Annotated in this window: 12 protein-coding genes; 6 read left to right on the top strand and 6 right to left on the bottom strand. The window is 70.7% G+C overall.

The window, feature by feature from the left end:
• Positions 1-7 precede the first annotated feature (7 nt).
• Positions 8-778, bottom strand: coding sequence for a trans-aconitate 2-methyltransferase (gene tam, locus WMF36_RS45315; RefSeq protein WP_437577082.1), 771 nt, complete (start codon positions 776-778; stop codon positions 8-10).
• 381 nt (positions 779-1159) lie between these two features.
• Here tam and WMF36_RS45310 point away from each other — a divergent pair, with 381 nt between their 5' ends.
• Positions 1160-1828, top strand: coding sequence for an HAD family hydrolase (locus WMF36_RS45310; RefSeq protein WP_437577081.1), 669 nt, complete (start codon positions 1160-1162; stop codon positions 1826-1828).
• Positions 1829-1919: 91 nt separating this feature from the next.
• On the opposite strand, the gene WMF36_RS45305 is transcribed toward WMF36_RS45310, so the two are convergent.
• Positions 1920-3854: a PAS domain-containing hybrid sensor histidine kinase/response regulator gene (locus WMF36_RS45305; protein ID WP_437577080.1), complete on the bottom strand. Its 1935-nt coding sequence runs from the start codon at positions 3852-3854 to the stop codon at positions 1920-1922.
• Between the two features lie 526 nt (positions 3855-4380).
• On the opposite strand from WMF36_RS45305, the gene WMF36_RS45300 reads away from it, so the two are divergent.
• The 4 genes from WMF36_RS45300 to WMF36_RS45285 all read left to right on the top strand — a co-directional run bounded on the left by WMF36_RS45300 (position 4381) and on the right by WMF36_RS45285 (position 7310).
• On the top strand, positions 4381-4992 hold the full coding sequence (locus WMF36_RS45300; RefSeq protein ID WP_437577079.1) for an NADPH-dependent FMN reductase: 612 nt from the start codon (positions 4381-4383) through the stop codon (positions 4990-4992).
• A 541-nt stretch (positions 4993-5533) separates the two neighbouring features.
• Positions 5534-6256 carry a hypothetical protein gene (locus WMF36_RS45295; RefSeq protein ID WP_437577078.1) on the top strand — a complete coding sequence of 241 codons (723 nt, stop codon included), beginning with the start codon at positions 5534-5536 and terminating at the stop codon, positions 6254-6256.
• A gap of 36 nt (positions 6257-6292) precedes the next feature.
• The gene (locus WMF36_RS45290; RefSeq protein WP_437577077.1) at positions 6293-6808 is read left to right on the top strand and encodes a hypothetical protein; all 516 of its coding nucleotides are present in this window, start codon (positions 6293-6295) and stop codon (positions 6806-6808) included.
• A 4-nt stretch (positions 6809-6812) separates the two neighbouring features.
• Positions 6813-7310, top strand: coding sequence for a hypothetical protein (locus tag WMF36_RS45285; RefSeq protein WP_437577076.1), 498 nt, complete (start codon positions 6813-6815; stop codon positions 7308-7310).
• A gap of 378 nt (positions 7311-7688) precedes the next feature.
• Here WMF36_RS45285 and WMF36_RS45280 read toward each other — a convergent pair whose 3' ends face one another.
• From WMF36_RS45280 to WMF36_RS45265, 4 genes are all read right to left on the bottom strand, one after another.
• A complete protein-coding gene (locus tag WMF36_RS45280) occupies positions 7689-8930 on the bottom strand; it encodes a hypothetical protein (RefSeq protein WP_437577075.1) in 1242 nt (413 codons plus the stop codon).
• Positions 8931-9176: 246 nt separating this feature from the next.
• A complete protein-coding gene (locus WMF36_RS45275) occupies positions 9177-9608 on the bottom strand; it encodes a nuclear transport factor 2 family protein (protein ID WP_437577074.1) in 432 nt (143 codons plus the stop codon).
• Positions 9609-9908: 300 nt separating this feature from the next.
• Positions 9909-11552 carry a 5'-nucleotidase C-terminal domain-containing protein gene (locus tag WMF36_RS45270; protein WP_437577073.1) on the bottom strand — a complete coding sequence of 548 codons (1644 nt, stop codon included), beginning with the start codon at positions 11550-11552 and terminating at the stop codon, positions 9909-9911.
• 53 nt (positions 11553-11605) lie between these two features.
• Positions 11606-12136, bottom strand: a complete 531-nt coding sequence (locus WMF36_RS45265; RefSeq protein ID WP_437577072.1) for a GNAT family N-acetyltransferase — start codon at positions 12134-12136, stop codon at positions 11606-11608.
• Between the two features lie 168 nt (positions 12137-12304).
• On the opposite strand from WMF36_RS45265, the gene WMF36_RS45260 reads away from it, so the two are divergent.
• Positions 12305-14017, top strand: a complete 1713-nt coding sequence (locus WMF36_RS45260; protein WP_437577071.1) for a hypothetical protein — start codon at positions 12305-12307, stop codon at positions 14015-14017.
• Positions 14018-14052 lie beyond the last annotated feature (35 nt).

Raw genomic sequence — 14052 nt, 5'->3', positions numbered from 1 at the left:
CCGGCGCTCACCTCGCCCTGGCGACGAGGAACAACCTCCGGAACGCAAACGGCGTCTTCCCGTCCGCGGCCTTCGGATAAGCCGCAGCCAGGCGCCTCCCGTACGCCTCCAGGAACTCGGCCCGTTCGTCCTCATCGAGCACCGTGAGCAACGGCCGCAGCGCCGTCCCCAGGGTCCACTCGACGACCGGGCTCTCGCCCTCGAGGACATGCAGGTACTCCGTCTCCCAGAGGTCGACCCGCGCCGCGTGCGGCGCCAGCACGCTGTAATACGCCGCAGGCGCCGCGACCGGGCTCTCCCGCACCACCGGCGCCAGCTTGTCGCGGAAGCGCGGACCCCTGCTCGCCTCCACCATCGCCGTGTGCGACGGCGCGCCGTGGTTCCTCGGCATCTGCACCGCCAGCACGCCGCCGCGCGCGAGCCGCCCGAGGAGCGCTGGAAACAGCGCCGGATGGTCATCCAGCCAGTGGAGCGCGGCGTTGCTGAAGATCAGCGCCGGCGGCGCGGGCGGCACGAAGCGCGCGATATCGCCCTCGATGAACCGCGCCCCCGGCAGCGCGGCGCGCGCCTTCGCCAGCATCTCCGGCGAGCTGTCGACCCCGACGATCCCCCGGTCCGGGAAGCGCTGCGCCAGGAGACGGGTGATGTTGCCCGCCCCGCAGCCGAGATCGACGATCTCGCCCGGCACGTCGACGTCGACCCTGCCGAGCAGGTCGACCGCCGGACGCGCCCTCTGGTCCTCGAACTTCAGGTACTGAGCAGGATCCCAATCCGCCATTGCGCTCTCCACCGGACCAGCGCAGCAGCACGTGAGCTCCCCCGCTGCCCCTCTTATGAGCTCGTCTACTTCCATCAGATCCCGTCGCGCCTGTCGACGCCGAAACCGGCTCTCGACTCCCCCCGCCCGCCAGCGCCCCGCTCCGTGCTCACACCGCTGCTCCCCAACCGCGTCCCCGCGGCGACCGCCGGCCTGCCGCGGGGCGATGTGCCACAAGCCTGCCAGGTCGCCACGGCGGCGACGTGAGGGGCGCGCGCCCGCGCCGCGCCGCGCGCCCGGCATGTGCATTGCTCGATGCCCGCCCGGAGTCCAGCGGCCCCTTGGCGGCGCTGTCCGGGAACCCGGACGCCGTCACGCCGCGAACAGGAGAGGTCCCGGGTCATGGTATCCATTCGCGGCGTAATTTTCGATGTCGACGGCACCCTGATCGACAGCAACGACGCGCATGCGCGCGCCTGGATCGATGCGCTGGAGGAGTTCGGACACAAGGTCCATTTCGAGGAGGTGCGGCGGCTCATCGGGATGGGCGGCGACAAGCTCCTCCCCAAGGTGACGGGGATCTCCAGCGACAGCCCGGAAGGGAAGCGGATCAGCGGGCGCTGCTCGGAGATCTTCATGAAGCAGCTCCTGCCCGAGCTCCGCGCCTTCCCCGGCACGAAGGAGCTGCTCGAGGAGCTCCACCGCCGCGGCATCAGGATCGTCATCGCGAGCTCGGCCCAGGAGGAGAAGCTTTGCGAGCTCCTCAAGCTCACCGGCGCCAACGGGGTCATCGAGAGCGCCACGTCGTCGAGCGACGCCGAGAAATCCAAGCCGGATCCCGACATCGTGCAGGCGGCGCTCGACGACCTGAAGCTGCCGCCCGGGGAGGTCGTGATGATCGGCGACACGCCCTACGACGTCGAGGCGGCAGCGCGGGCCGGCCTGCGCACGATCGGCTTCCGCTCGGGCGGCTGGACCGACAGCGGGCTCGCGGGAGCCATCGCCGTGTACGACGGTCCGGCCGACCTCCTGGCGCACCTGGAGACGTCGCCCCTCGCCGGGGGCGCCTGAGGCGCGAGCACCGCGCCCCAGGCCGAGGAGACCCCGCGACAGCGCACCGTGGTGCGAGGCGCCCGGCCGCGCTCGACCCCGCCGCAGCCCGCTATCGCTCGCCGCCCGCGATGTGCGCGAACAGCACCTCGGGAGCGATCGGCTTGATCAGGTGGGCATCGCACCCGGCCTCCCTGGATCTGCGCAGATCGTCCTGCTGCCCGTACCCCGTGAACGCGACGATCCTCAGGGCCCCGGCGCCCGCCTCGCCCCGCATCCTCCGGGCGACCTCGTAGCCGTCCATCTTCGGCAGGCCGATGTCGAGCAGGACCACCTCGGGCACGAAGCTGCGCGCCGCCTCCAGCGCTTCAGGACCGTCGTGGGCCAGCGCGGTCACGTGGCCCGCCTGCTCCAGCAGGAGGGCGAGGGCGAGCGCATGGTCGCGGTTGTCGTCGACGACGAGGATCCGGCGCGCGAGCGCGCCCGCGGCCGGCCCGGGCGCCCCCTCGGGCTCGCCCAGCGGCTCCGCGGCGGGCAGGCGCACCGTGAACTCGCTGCCGCGGCCCTCGCCCTCGCTCGCGGCCGACACCGAGCCGCTGTGCATCTCGACGAGCCGCTTCACCAGCGTGAGCCCGATGCCGAGCCCACCGCGCGCGCGATCGAGCGTCGGGTGCGCCTGCTCGAACAGGTCGAACACGCGCGGCAGCATCTCCTCCGGAATGCCGTAGCCCGTGTCCTTCACCCGGACGACGACCTCCGCCCCCTCCGGGCGCGCGGTGAGCCAGATCCGCCCGCCCTCGCGGGTGTACTTCGCGGCGTTCGTGAGCAGGTTGACGATCACCTGCTCCAGGCGCGCGGTGTCGCCGAACACCGAGAGCGGCCGCGGCCCCACGTCGAGCGTGAGCTCGTGCTTGGAGGCGTCGATCAGCGGCGCGGCCGCCGCCACCGCCTGGTAAACGACATGGCCGAGATCGAGCGGCTCCTGCTTCAGCGTGATCTTGCCGCGGGTGATCCGCGAGACGTCGAGCAGATCGTCGACCATGCGGCCGAGCTGGCTCAGCTGCCGCTGCATGACCGCCTGCGCCCACGTCCGCCGCGGCTCGGGCACCGAGGGCATCTGCGAGACGCGGAGCGCGAACTGGATGGCCGAGAGCGGGTTCCGGAGCTCGTGCGCCAGCATCGCGAGGAACTCGTCCTTGCGGCGGTCGGCGTCCAGGAGCGCCTGCTCGGCCTGCTTGCGCGCGGTGATGTCGTTGCAGGAGACCGCCACGCCGTCGCCGACCTTCACGGCCATGTTGCGGACCCACATGCGGTGCCCGTCGGCCGTGTACCCGACCTCGATGTCGTGCGGCTCGCCGGTCTCGACCACCCGCGCGTAGAGCGGGAACAGGTCCGTCCGCTGGTCGGGCAGCACGTCGAGGAGCCGCCGGCCGACGAACGCCTCCACGGGCTTGCGGAGGAGCCGGCCGGCGGCCGGGTTCGCGAACTCGAACACGAAGTCGGCGACCCGGCCCCCCTCGTCGCGCGCCGCGCGCAGCACGAAGAACGCGTCGAGCGAGAGCTCCTGGGCCGCGCGGAAGCGCTCCTCGCTGCGGCGCAGCGCTTCCTCCGCCTGCTTGCGCTCGGTGATGTCGTCGATCACGCCGACCGCGCGCACCGCGTTGCCGCGCTCGTCCCTGAACACCGCGCCGCGAACCACGACCCACCGGACGGCGCCGTCCTTCCGGACGAACCGCTTCTCGCTGCGCCACTCGCGATCCGCGCCGCCGACCGCCCGCTGGTAGATGGCGAGATCCCGCGAGCGATCATCAGGGTGCGTGAGGTCGACGAAGGTGCGCTCGAGGAGCTCCGCCTCGGAGTAGCCCGTCAGCGCGCAAAACTCCGGGCTGACGGCGAGGATCCTCGCCGTCAGCGGCTCCCCGGTGGCGACGGCCACGCCCGCGATCTCGAGCGTGTGGTGAAGGTCGCGCTCGCTCAACAGCTCCGCGGAAGCCCGGTCGAGCTCGCGTCGAGGGCCGCCGTCGCCGGAGCTCCCTGCCCCGGACATCGATGGATTCTCCGCGCCTTTCCGCTCTTCTCGAGTCGCTGTCACCCGCCCTCCCCCGGCGACACCCCGCCGGACCGCCGAACGGCGTGCCGGCGGTCCGGCGCGCGTCGCGGCCATCGTAGACCAAACGGCGCGCCGCTGACAGCTGCCGAAACGAGCCGGCTCGGCCCGCCACGGCGGCGCCGGCGCGGCGGCGGCTCCCCGTGGGCCGTAGTCGCCTCTCGCCTGCGCGCGCGTCCACTTTCGCTCGATACAGCGCCTGTCGACAGCGGTGATCGGCGCTGCGCAGGAAGCGGGGAGGCGGGGAGAAAGCTCAATGATCTCCCCATCTTCTCACCTTCACGGAGGCGCCCTCCGGCCAGCGCGACCGCCGCCGCTCGGTGGACGGCGCGCGGCGGCGGGGCGAGAGCTCGCGCGCCGATGGAATCCTCGACTCGACGCGCGAGGCCGGGGTAGCATCCCGCGCCGCAATCCACCGATAGCCAGGAGCGCCGCGCGATCCCTCGCCCGCCGCATGCAACGCCCCATGAAGCTCGCTGTCATCTCAGGTAGTCACCGCAATGGCTCCGAATCGGGGAAGGTCGCCCGCTACGTGCAGCAGCAGCTGACCTCGGCGGCGGAGGTCTCCTCCACCTACGTGCTCGATCTCGCCGACAACCCGTTGCCGCTCTGGGACCCGGAGGCATGGCAGCCCTCGGAGAAATGGGAGCGCCTCTGGTCCCCCATCTCCGCCGAGCTCACCGCGTCCGACGCCTTCGTGATCGTGACGCCGGAGTGGGGCGGCATGGTCCCCGCGGCGCTGAAGAACTTCTTCCTCCTCTGCTCCAAGGGCGAGCTCGCGCACAAGCCCGCGCTCATCGTCGCGGTCTCCGCGAGCCTGGGCGGCTCCTACCCGATCGCCGAGCTGCGCATGAGCAGCTACAAGAACACGTACCTCTGCTACATCCCGGACCACGTGATCGTGCGCCACGTCCGCGACCTCCTCAACGACCCGGCGGAGCCGCAATCGCCCGACGACGGGCGCATCCGCGAGCGGTTCCACTACGCGCTGGGCCTCCTCCTCCAGTACGGGAAAGCGCTGCAGCAGGTCCGCGAAAGCGGCGCAATCAACCTGACCCGATACCCGTTCGGAATGTAGCCGGCCGACTGTCCGCCTCCAGCCCGGGAGAGCGACCGCGGCCGCGGGCTCGTCGCCTGCTCACGCGCGGACTCAACGCGCGCATCGGCGCCTTCACTCAATCGTACGGCTCGGACGCCTTCGATGCCTGCGTGCTCCCGATACCGCACATGGACTCTCTGGCCGCCGACGATCCGCGCCTGCTGTCCACCGTCGCGGCGATCGAGAAGGGCGCCCGGCCAACAGCTTCAGGTATGCAAATGTAGGACTACCACAAGAACTCGGAATTACACGGAATTTCGTGGAATGAGCGGGATCGCTGTAGGAATTTGTAGAATGAGGAGGTCCACCGCGATCGATGCGAACGAAATCTCTTGACTTGACTGCCGGGGACCTGTTTTGTGTTCTGTCCCACATCGATGGCTCCGCGTGTGTACGGACCGCGTCGTCGGGCTCGCCGGCCGTCCGGGCCCCGCGACGCGGATCTCCGATGCCCGGCGGCTCGCCGGCTTCGGCGACTGCTTGACGGAATCCCCCGATGGCCCCACAAAGATCCTCCTAAATGCAAACGAAGACCATCCTGCCTGTCGTGGTTTTGACGGCCCTCGCCGTCGCGGCCTCCGGTTGCGGTAAGAGCGGCACCAGCGAGCGGTCCGGCGAGCGGTGGGCGACCACCGAGAACACCAACGTCGACCTCGACTTCGACAAGATCAACGAGGCGTACAAGACCGCCGAGGGGCCCGAGGACTTCGAGCGGCGCGTCAACGAGATCTACACGGGGAGCGAGGTCATCAGCGTCGCCGTGCAGGACCTGGACGCCAAGACGCAGGTCGTCACCGGGTTCTTCGACAAGAACAGCGACGGCGGCGTGCAGGACCCCGAGAAGGTGTTCACGATCCGCCGTGACGTCTCCGGCGAAGGCACCGCACAGATCCAGACGTCCGGTTACGGCGCTTACGGCTACTACCACTCGCCGTTGATGGGCATCGCGTCCGGCATGCTCCTCGGCTCGATGCTCTCGTCGGCGTTTCGCCCGAACTACGTGCCGGTCTACACGCAGCCGTACACGACGCCGCCCAACCGCGCGTCCGATCTCCGATCGCAGCGCGATTCGTACCGCGCCTCGAGCCCGTCCGGCGTCGACAACAGCAAGTCGTCGCAGACCGGGCGGCGCTACAACAACGCCGGCGGCAGCCGCTTCGGGAGCGGCAGGTCCGGCGCCGGCTCGCGCTTCGGCGTCCGCCGCGGCGAGCGCGGTCGCAGGCCCGAGCGCCTCGTCGCGTAGCCGCGCCGCCTGCCGAAGAGCGCGCCGCCCGCCGCGATGCAGCCCCTGCGAAGCATCTCGGAGCTCCCGTTCCGCGGCCGTCCCGCGCTGGAGCTGCTGAACCTCGAACAGCACCGCGACGAGCCGGACGTGGAGTCCACGCAGTTCGGCTGGTGCCGGGTGGCCGAGCTCTGGCTCGACGGCCGTGCGGCTCGCGAGCCGCTCCGGGTGACGGGCGCGCTCGTCGTGGCGGTGCACGCCGCGGACGAGCCGGAGGTGCTGCCCGATGACGTGGAGCTCGAGTTCTTCGTCGAGGAGGTCGCGAAGGACTACTCGGTGACCGTGCTCCTGTCGACGTTCCTCGAGCGCTGGCTGCCGGCCGCGCTCTCCGACGAGCGCGCCATCGTGCTCGCCATGTGCAACCCCCACGCCGCGCGCATCCGCCGGCCGAAGGCGGCGGGGCTCACCCCCGTGTATTACGCCGACGGCGACGTCGACGCGTGGCTCGACACCGACGAAGACGGTCGCCGGCATATCCGCCTCGAGGCGGAGGCCTGGCATAGCGCGGAGTGAGACGATGTTCGATGGACGCAGACAGCCGGTCGTGTCGCGCGAGCAGAAGCTGGTTTATGCCGGCATCTACGTGCTGAAGAAGATGGACCTGAAGCCCGCCGACGGAGGCATGGAGATGCCCCTCGTGATGCCGTCCGAGCTGAGCCCGCTGGAGGACGTCCTGCAGGAGCTCGTGAACGCGGACCTCGTCGAGGTCAACCGCCGCAAGGCGCGGTTCGAGCTCACCAAGAAGGGGCTCGCCTACCTCGGCGAGATGATCGACGAGGCGGAGGCGCTGGTCGACGAGTTCGACGACGAGTCGCTCGAGGACGCCGTGGCCGAGCTCCGCAGGCGAAACGTGGACGTGCTGCGGGCCCGCTTCCTGTGGGGCTGGTACGACGGCGAGCTGGACGATCTCGTGCTCTTCCAGCAGCGCCGGGGCGCGACGGCGGTCGAGCCGTGGTGGGCAGACTACCTCATGAGCGACGCATTCTACGAAGCGCTGCTCCGCGACTTCGCCTGAGCGAGAGGGCGCGCGCCCCCGCCGTGGGGATCGGCCCATCAAAGTGGCAGCCTTCACTCCACGGCCTCCACGGCCTGCGGGAGCTCGTCCAAAGGCAGCATCCGCGCTCCCTACTCCATGCGAGCCACCACCCTGTGGGCGGCGAAGCACGCGTACGACATCACGCCCTAGCCAGGCGTTCTGCGAGATGACGCAAGCAAGCGAGCATGTTCCGGCATGGCGTTCAGGATCAGACAGTCCGAGCGGGGAACGCTTGCGTGTTCTCTTCTTGGCGTCCTTGGCGCCCTGGCAGTCCGAAATTCTGCTCTCTTCTGGCGGTTTCAACCCGTTTGTCGCTCCAGAGCACCGATGGGCCGGGCGGCCGTCCATGCCGCGGCGTCAGGGGCAGGTCGTGATCGGCGCGTCGCTGCACGAAACGAACCAGTTCTCGGGCCTGGAGCAGGCCGGATCGCCGCTGGTCAAGCAGCTCTCGAAGTACGATGGCGGCCGGAGCACGCACTCCACCGGCGGCGCCGGGATCGTGGGCGGATGGTCGCCGTCGCTCTCGTAAAAGCGCTGCCAGAGCGCCGCTCCCGGCGCCTGCACATAGATGTACTCGCCCCGGGAGTAGTCGCCCGAGTCCTCGGCTTCGACATAGCCGGCCGCGCCCGACGCCAGGAACTCCAGGATGCACAGGTTCCACGGCGCATCGCCGCCACCGATCTCGAAGCTGGATTCGCAAGGGCTGGCGAGCCCGCAGCGGCGCAGGTGAACCAGGTCGGGGCTGTCGGGCGCGCACCATGACGACGGCACGACCTGCGCGGGATCGCACGCCGCGGGCCGGGACAGGGCGAGCTGGATGCCGCGACGGCAGCACACCGAGCAGGACTCCTGCGGCAGCACGGAGCCGGGCTCGCAGCCGCACACGGGCTGGAACGTGGGGCCGCCGGCCGTATCACAGCACACCCCGGGTTGGCCTTCGCAGAGCTGCCAGTTGACCGCTTCTCCGGGACAGTACGCGGGGTACGTATGCGCGAACCCGGCGCCGTTCCAGCAACATTCGCGGTTCGGGCAGCACTCGAGTCCATAGAGGCGAACACCCTGGCTGGGATCGTCGCAGAACGGACCGGGGATGATCCCTTCGACGTATCCACCGACCGGATACTGGGCGTTGCAGAACGTCTCTGCCTGGCGCGACCAGTAATCATGGCCCCCACAGACCTCGAGGAGCGCGCCGAGATCGGTGAACAGGGCACACCCGAGCGGCGCAGGCGTCCCGACGACCGGGGGCGGATCCTCGCATCCTCCTGTCGCCGCGCCGCTGCTGCCACCGGAGCCCGCGCCACCCCCGCCGCCTGCGCTGCCTCCGCCGGAGCTCGCCGTCTCCGAGCCGCCTGCGCTGCCTCCGCCGGAGCTCGCCGTCTCCGAGCCGCCTGCGCTGCCTCCGCCGGAGCCCGCGCTACCCCCGCCGCCTGCGCTGCCTCCGCCGGAGCCCGCGCTACCCCCGCCGCCTGCGCTGCCTCCGCCGGAGCTCGCCGTCTCCGAGCCGCCGCCGCTTCCGGATGCCGGACCGGGCTCGTCGCCGCCCTGGCATCGAGTTCCCTTCGCGCCTGTGAGGAAGAAGAGCGCAGAGAGCGCCAACAAACGATGGGTGGCTCGCATACCGTACGTCGTGGATCCAGGAGGTCCGAACAGGATCCGAAAGTCAAGCTTCCCATCATGGATCGTGTGACCGCCAGGTTCCGTGCGGGAGGCGCGCGGTCGCGGCGAGGGGGCCTGCGGAGCACCGCGGACAACTACGCCGCTGGGGCACGCCTGGCGCGACCGCAACGACCAGCGTCACGCGCGGGAGGCGCCGTTCAAGCTCGGACCGTCGGAGCCTGGCTCTCAGTTCATGAGCCGCGAGCCAGCCGGAGCCCGCCGCTCCGGCTTTGGCGTGGAGAGCGGACCAACATGGTGGTGGACCATCTTCCACTGGCTGTCTTCGAGGATGAAAATGTTCGTCGCGCACAGGTGTGCAGGCTCGTCGCCGTCGGCCTCGAGGCACGTGACGAAGGCGAATTCGCCGAACAGGTGCGCCACGGCGCCTTGGCAGCGCAGGCGTAAGGGCGAGCTTTGGTGCAAGATCTGGCGCCAGCTCTCGAGCACGCTGGCGCGCCCCGAGAGCGCCTGCATACCGGGATGGGCGCAGGCCACGGGCGCCCGCTCGGACCACACCTTGCGCATCGCCTGGTGATCCCCGGAGCGGAACGCCTCGTAAAAGTCCTCGTTTGCGGCCAGAACGAGCCGTTTCGCTTCGACGCTCTCCTCGACGCTCATGCAGAAACAATGCTCCCCGGCCGGCTCTGATGCAAGAGCTTCGAAAACGACCCGCGGGACGACGCAGCGGCCGGCCTCCGGAGAGCTCGGCGGCGGTCGGCGCCAGCGGGTCCTCTCGCGAAGCCCACGAATGGATCGGGCGGCGTGCAGGCGCCGAACTCGCACCCTCCCGCGTGGAGCGCGGCGCGGAGCCAGGGCCGTCGGGATAGCCAGGGCGGTAGTCGCCAATCGCCACGTCGTCGAGTTGGCGGACTCCGCGGTGGCCACCGGGCAGGGCCTCAAGACGCGCGAAGAGACCCGTCACGGATCGGATCGACCGCGCGACCCCGCGGCCGGCGCGGAGGCGAGCGCGCCGGACTCGCTGCGCGTCACGAGCCTGTCCCCGTCGCTGTCGAGCGCCTTCAGCATCTCGCCGACGACCACCTCGGACGGCGTCTCGGAGGTCGCCCTCGAGACAGCGGCCCTCAGCTCGTCGGCCGAGATGCGGCCGTCGCGGTCGGCGTCGATCGCCTCGAAGCTGCCGAGCTGGCGCCAGAGCTCAACGGCGAACGACTCGGCCAGGACGAGCTTCGGCTCGCGCCCGCTGTCCGCCGGCGGCACCTCGTCGGGGTGCTCCTCGGCGAAGCGGGCCAGCGGAGCGATGTCATCCATGCCGCCGAGGAGCGCGCGCGGGAGGGCGATCCGGTACACGCGGTCGTCGACCAGCGGGAGGCCGCCGATCGCGGTCAGGACGCCTCGGTCGTCGGTCGCCATGCGGTCGTCGATCTGGAGATAGCCGGCGTGCTGGGCGGGGGCGCGCGACCGCGACGCGGCGACGGCCTCGCGGACGGTGCGGCCGGGCATGCGGACCACCACCACCTCGTTGCTGAAGGGCACCTCGGCCTTGAGATCCCCGTAGGTGAAGCGCTCGCGGTACTCTCGACCACCGCGGATGCCGCCGCCGTTGAACAGGCACCCGTCCGCCTCGACCGCGTCCCGGATTTGCGAGCAGAGGAGCGCCCCGAGCGAGGTCTGCCGCGTCCGCGTCCCGACGGACGACAGCGCGCTCCCCGGCGGGAGCCGGAGGAGGGTGGCCGCGTCGAGGTCGCGCACGAGTTGCATGTGGCGGTCCACGCGCGCGCGCATCGCCGGATCCTCGGGATAGCCGCCGACGTCCTCGATCCGGACGGTGACCGCGGGCAGGTCAGGCACGCCGGCAGGCGGCGCCTCGACAGGCCACGCGAGATCGATGACGGCCGCGCTCGCCGCGTCGGTGCCAGCCTTGACGACCCAGCAGCCGTCGACGTCGTCGAGGAGCACCTCGTGCTCGTGGCCGCCGAGGATCACGGGAAAGCGCGGGTCGCGCTGCATCCGCGCGAGCGCGAGGTCCTCGCCGCGGCTCTGGTGCGTTATCGGGATCACGCAGGCGCAGCCCTCTTCGTGGACGAGCCGACGGGCCCAGCGGACGGCCGTCTCGTTGGCCGGCTCGATGGGGATCCCCCCGAACGCGCCCCGCCGGTACAGGCCCTGCACGTGGACGAGCAGGCCGAGGAGGCCGACCCGGACCGTCCGCCCGCCGGGGCTCGAGACGGCGAGGATCTCGTGCGTGGGCAGCGCCGGAGCGAACGAGGGCATGTTGGTGTTGAGCCACGTGCCCTGAAACTCCTGCACCCGCGCCCTGAGCTCCTGGAGCTCGACGTCGGCCTCGTGGTTGCCGAAGATGGTGTGCGTGATCGGCACCGCGTTCATGCAGTCGACCATGCCCCTGCCGTGATCGAGGCTCGAGAGCAGGCTCGGCGCGAGGAAGTCGCCGGCCATCACCGCGATGAAGCGATCCGCCGGCCCGGCGGCGTGATGCCTGACCAGGCTCGCGAGGCGCGGGAGGTTGTCGAGCGAGTAGACGTCGTTCACGCAGACGATCCGCAGAGAGGGGCCTCTGGGCGTGCCTTGGTCGCCGGCGGTCATGTCCCCTGAAGATAGCCCAGCGCGCGGGCCCGCGCTCTCCGCGCACATCGGCGTCAGAGGGCGACGCGCTCGGGCACGCTCTCGAAGGAGAACACCCGCCAGGCATGCGGCTGGCCAGGGCGCGTCGACTCCGTCGCAGCGCCGTTCGTGAACTCCGCGACGACGCCGCGCCAGAACTCGAGGGCCGCTGCATTCCCCTCGGAGACGCGCACGGTCCACTTGCCCGGAATGCGCTGCCAGAGGAGGACGGCCGCCCGGCGGCCCACGCCGGAGCGGCGGTATCGCCGCAGGACGAAGAACTCGGCGATATCGAGGAACTCCGGATCATCCGCCGCCGGTGAGCCCCGCGTCGCCAGGACGAACCCCGCGACGCGGCCGCCACATCGAAGGACGAAGGCGAACCGGCGGTCCCGCTCGGACCAGTAGAGAGGGAGCTTGTCGTAGCCGAAGCGCCCGTCCGCCCTCAACTCTATGCCGGGGAACACGTCGCTGAGATCGTGAATGTACAGCTCGAGGAGGTTGGACAGCAGCAGGGCATCGGACGACATCGCCTCATCGAGAACAACTGCATTGGAATCCGCCATGGCAACTCCTCTGGCCTGCTCAAACCCCATTGCCGGCCTGCGTCGAACGCCGCCAGGACGAGACCGCAGCGTAACAGGACGCGTGATTGAAGCGCCAGGGGGAGAGGGCGAGCCACATTTCGTGGAGGCCGGATGAACGCGGCGCTCCTGTCGAGCAACGAAGCCGCCATGTCCGAAACCATTGAACGCCGTGGCGTGAGCCCCAGGGGTCGCCCATGGGGCGCTTCCGCCCTGACCATCGCGGCTCTTGCCGGCCTCACCGCGTGCGAGCCCATCGGGCGCGGCGGGGGTAACGGCGGCGCAGAAGGTACGGGCGGCAGCGGCGGCTCGCCGCGGGCGAGCAGCGGCGGCGTCACGGAGGGAGCGGGTGGCTCGAGCGGCGACGGCGGCGCGCCCGGCACCGGCGGCGACGGCGGCGCGCCCGGCACCGGCGGCGACGGCGGCGCGCCCGGCACCGGCGGCGACGGCGGCGCGCCCGGCACCGGCGGCGACGGCGGCGCACCCGGCACCGGCGGCGACGGCGGCGCACCCGGCACCGGCGGCGACGGCGGCGCGCCCGGCACCGGCGGCGCACCTGGCACCGGCGGCGACGGCGGCGCCGGGTGCGACGGCGAGCCCCACTGCGCTCAGCCGCCGCCGTGGGCGCGAGGCTTCGGCGGCCCTGACGGCGACGAGGGCTGGTCCATCGCGAGCGACGCCTACGGCAATTACTACGTCTCGGGCTCCTTCAGAGGGACCATCGACTTCGGTACCGGCCCGCTGACCAGCGCTGGACAGTCAGACGTCTTCTTTCTCAAGCTCGATCCCTCGGGCACGACGCTCTGGAGCCAGCGCTTCGGGACCGAGCGCGACGAGCGCGGAGGTGCCGTAACCGTCGACGAGAACGGCAACGTCTTCCTCACCGGCACGTACTCGGGCGCGCCTTGGACCCCGGGCCCCGATCTGGGCGGGGGCCCCATCCCCGCCGAAGACGAGTCCTTCTTCGTGGCCCAGTTCGACCCCGACGGCAACCACATCTGGAGCAACGGCCCCTATGCGTTTCCGGTGGTGCACTCCGTAGAGAAGATCGCCATCGATGCTCTTGGCAACATGTACGTCGTCTACATCCAGTGGGAGACCTCTTACCTGGCGAAGATCGACGCCGCGACCAAGGCCCTCCTCTGGATAAAGTCGCTACCAGGATCTCACATCAATGCGCGCCTCGCGCTCGACAGCGCTGGCAACCCCGTGGCGGTGGCGACCGATAGCCTCGGCGTCTTCCCCTATTCGAGCAGATTCATCGTCTCCAAGTATGATCCGACGGGCGATGTGCTCTGGGTGCAATATTTCCTGTCCACTTCGGCCGGCCTGAGTGGGGGCGTGACGGCACACGCGGTGGCGATCAATGCGGACGACGAGATCCTCGTCACGGGCGAGACGGATGGATCCGTCGACTTCGGCAGCGGGACCCTCCCCGCCGGCTCCGTCCTCGTCAACCTGGATGCCGCAGGCGAGCCTATCTTCGGCCGCTCGGTCCGCTTCGGCGACAGGATCGTGCTCGATCCCGCCGGCGACATCATCGTCGCCGGTCGCGGCCTTGCGAAGCTCGATGCGAGCGGGGTGGAGCTCTGGTCGATCAACTTCGATGCCGACGTGGAGGATATCTGCCTGTCCTCCACCGGCACGGTCGCCGTCACCGGCCGCGCGTTCGGCCCCGTGGACTTCGGAACCGGTCCGATTCCCTATCGTGGGTCTACCGACGCCTACGTCGCTACCTTCAACCCGCCGACGAGCGGCGGCGGCGGCCGGCACCGAGGTCTTCGTCGCCACGATGAGCCCTTGAGCGTTCCGGCGGCGGCGCGGGGCGCCTTCATCGCGCCCGGCCCGCCGTACCGCCGATAAGCGGAGAATTTTCCTGATCCGAAGGTACGCACCGG

The organism is Sorangium sp. So ce887 (genome assembly GCF_051521455.1).
Classification (GTDB): domain Bacteria; phylum Myxococcota_A; class Polyangia; order Polyangiales; family Polyangiaceae; genus Sorangium.
The sequence above is the reverse complement of the archived record's forward strand: the minus strand, read 5'-3'. Positions and strand labels throughout refer to the sequence as shown.

Bases quoted from the DNA above. Each gene is read 5' to 3' on its own strand.
- tam (WP_437577082.1), bottom strand. From the start codon at position 778: ATGGCGGATTGGGATCCTGCTCAGTACCTGAAGTTCGAGGACCAGAGG.
- WMF36_RS45310 (WP_437577081.1), top strand. From the start codon at position 1,160: ATGGTATCCATTCGCGGCGTAATTTTCGATGTCGACGGCACCCTGATC.
- WMF36_RS45305 (WP_437577080.1), bottom strand. From the start codon at position 3,854: ATGTCCGGGGCAGGGAGCTCCGGCGACGGCGGCCCTCGACGCGAGCTC.
- WMF36_RS45300 (WP_437577079.1), top strand. From the start codon at position 4,381: ATGAAGCTCGCTGTCATCTCAGGTAGTCACCGCAATGGCTCCGAATCG.
- WMF36_RS45295 (WP_437577078.1), top strand. From the start codon at position 5,534: ATGCAAACGAAGACCATCCTGCCTGTCGTGGTTTTGACGGCCCTCGCC.
- WMF36_RS45290 (WP_437577077.1), top strand. From the start codon at position 6,293: ATGCAGCCCCTGCGAAGCATCTCGGAGCTCCCGTTCCGCGGCCGTCCC.
- WMF36_RS45285 (WP_437577076.1), top strand. From the start codon at position 6,813: ATGTTCGATGGACGCAGACAGCCGGTCGTGTCGCGCGAGCAGAAGCTG.
- WMF36_RS45275 (WP_437577074.1), bottom strand. From the start codon at position 9,608: ATGAGCGTCGAGGAGAGCGTCGAAGCGAAACGGCTCGTTCTGGCCGCA.
- WMF36_RS45270 (WP_437577073.1), bottom strand. From the start codon at position 11,552: ATGACCGCCGGCGACCAAGGCACGCCCAGAGGCCCCTCTCTGCGGATC.
- WMF36_RS45265 (WP_437577072.1), bottom strand. From the start codon at position 12,136: ATGGCGGATTCCAATGCAGTTGTTCTCGATGAGGCGATGTCGTCCGAT.
- WMF36_RS45260 (WP_437577071.1), top strand. From the start codon at position 12,305: ATGTCCGAAACCATTGAACGCCGTGGCGTGAGCCCCAGGGGTCGCCCA.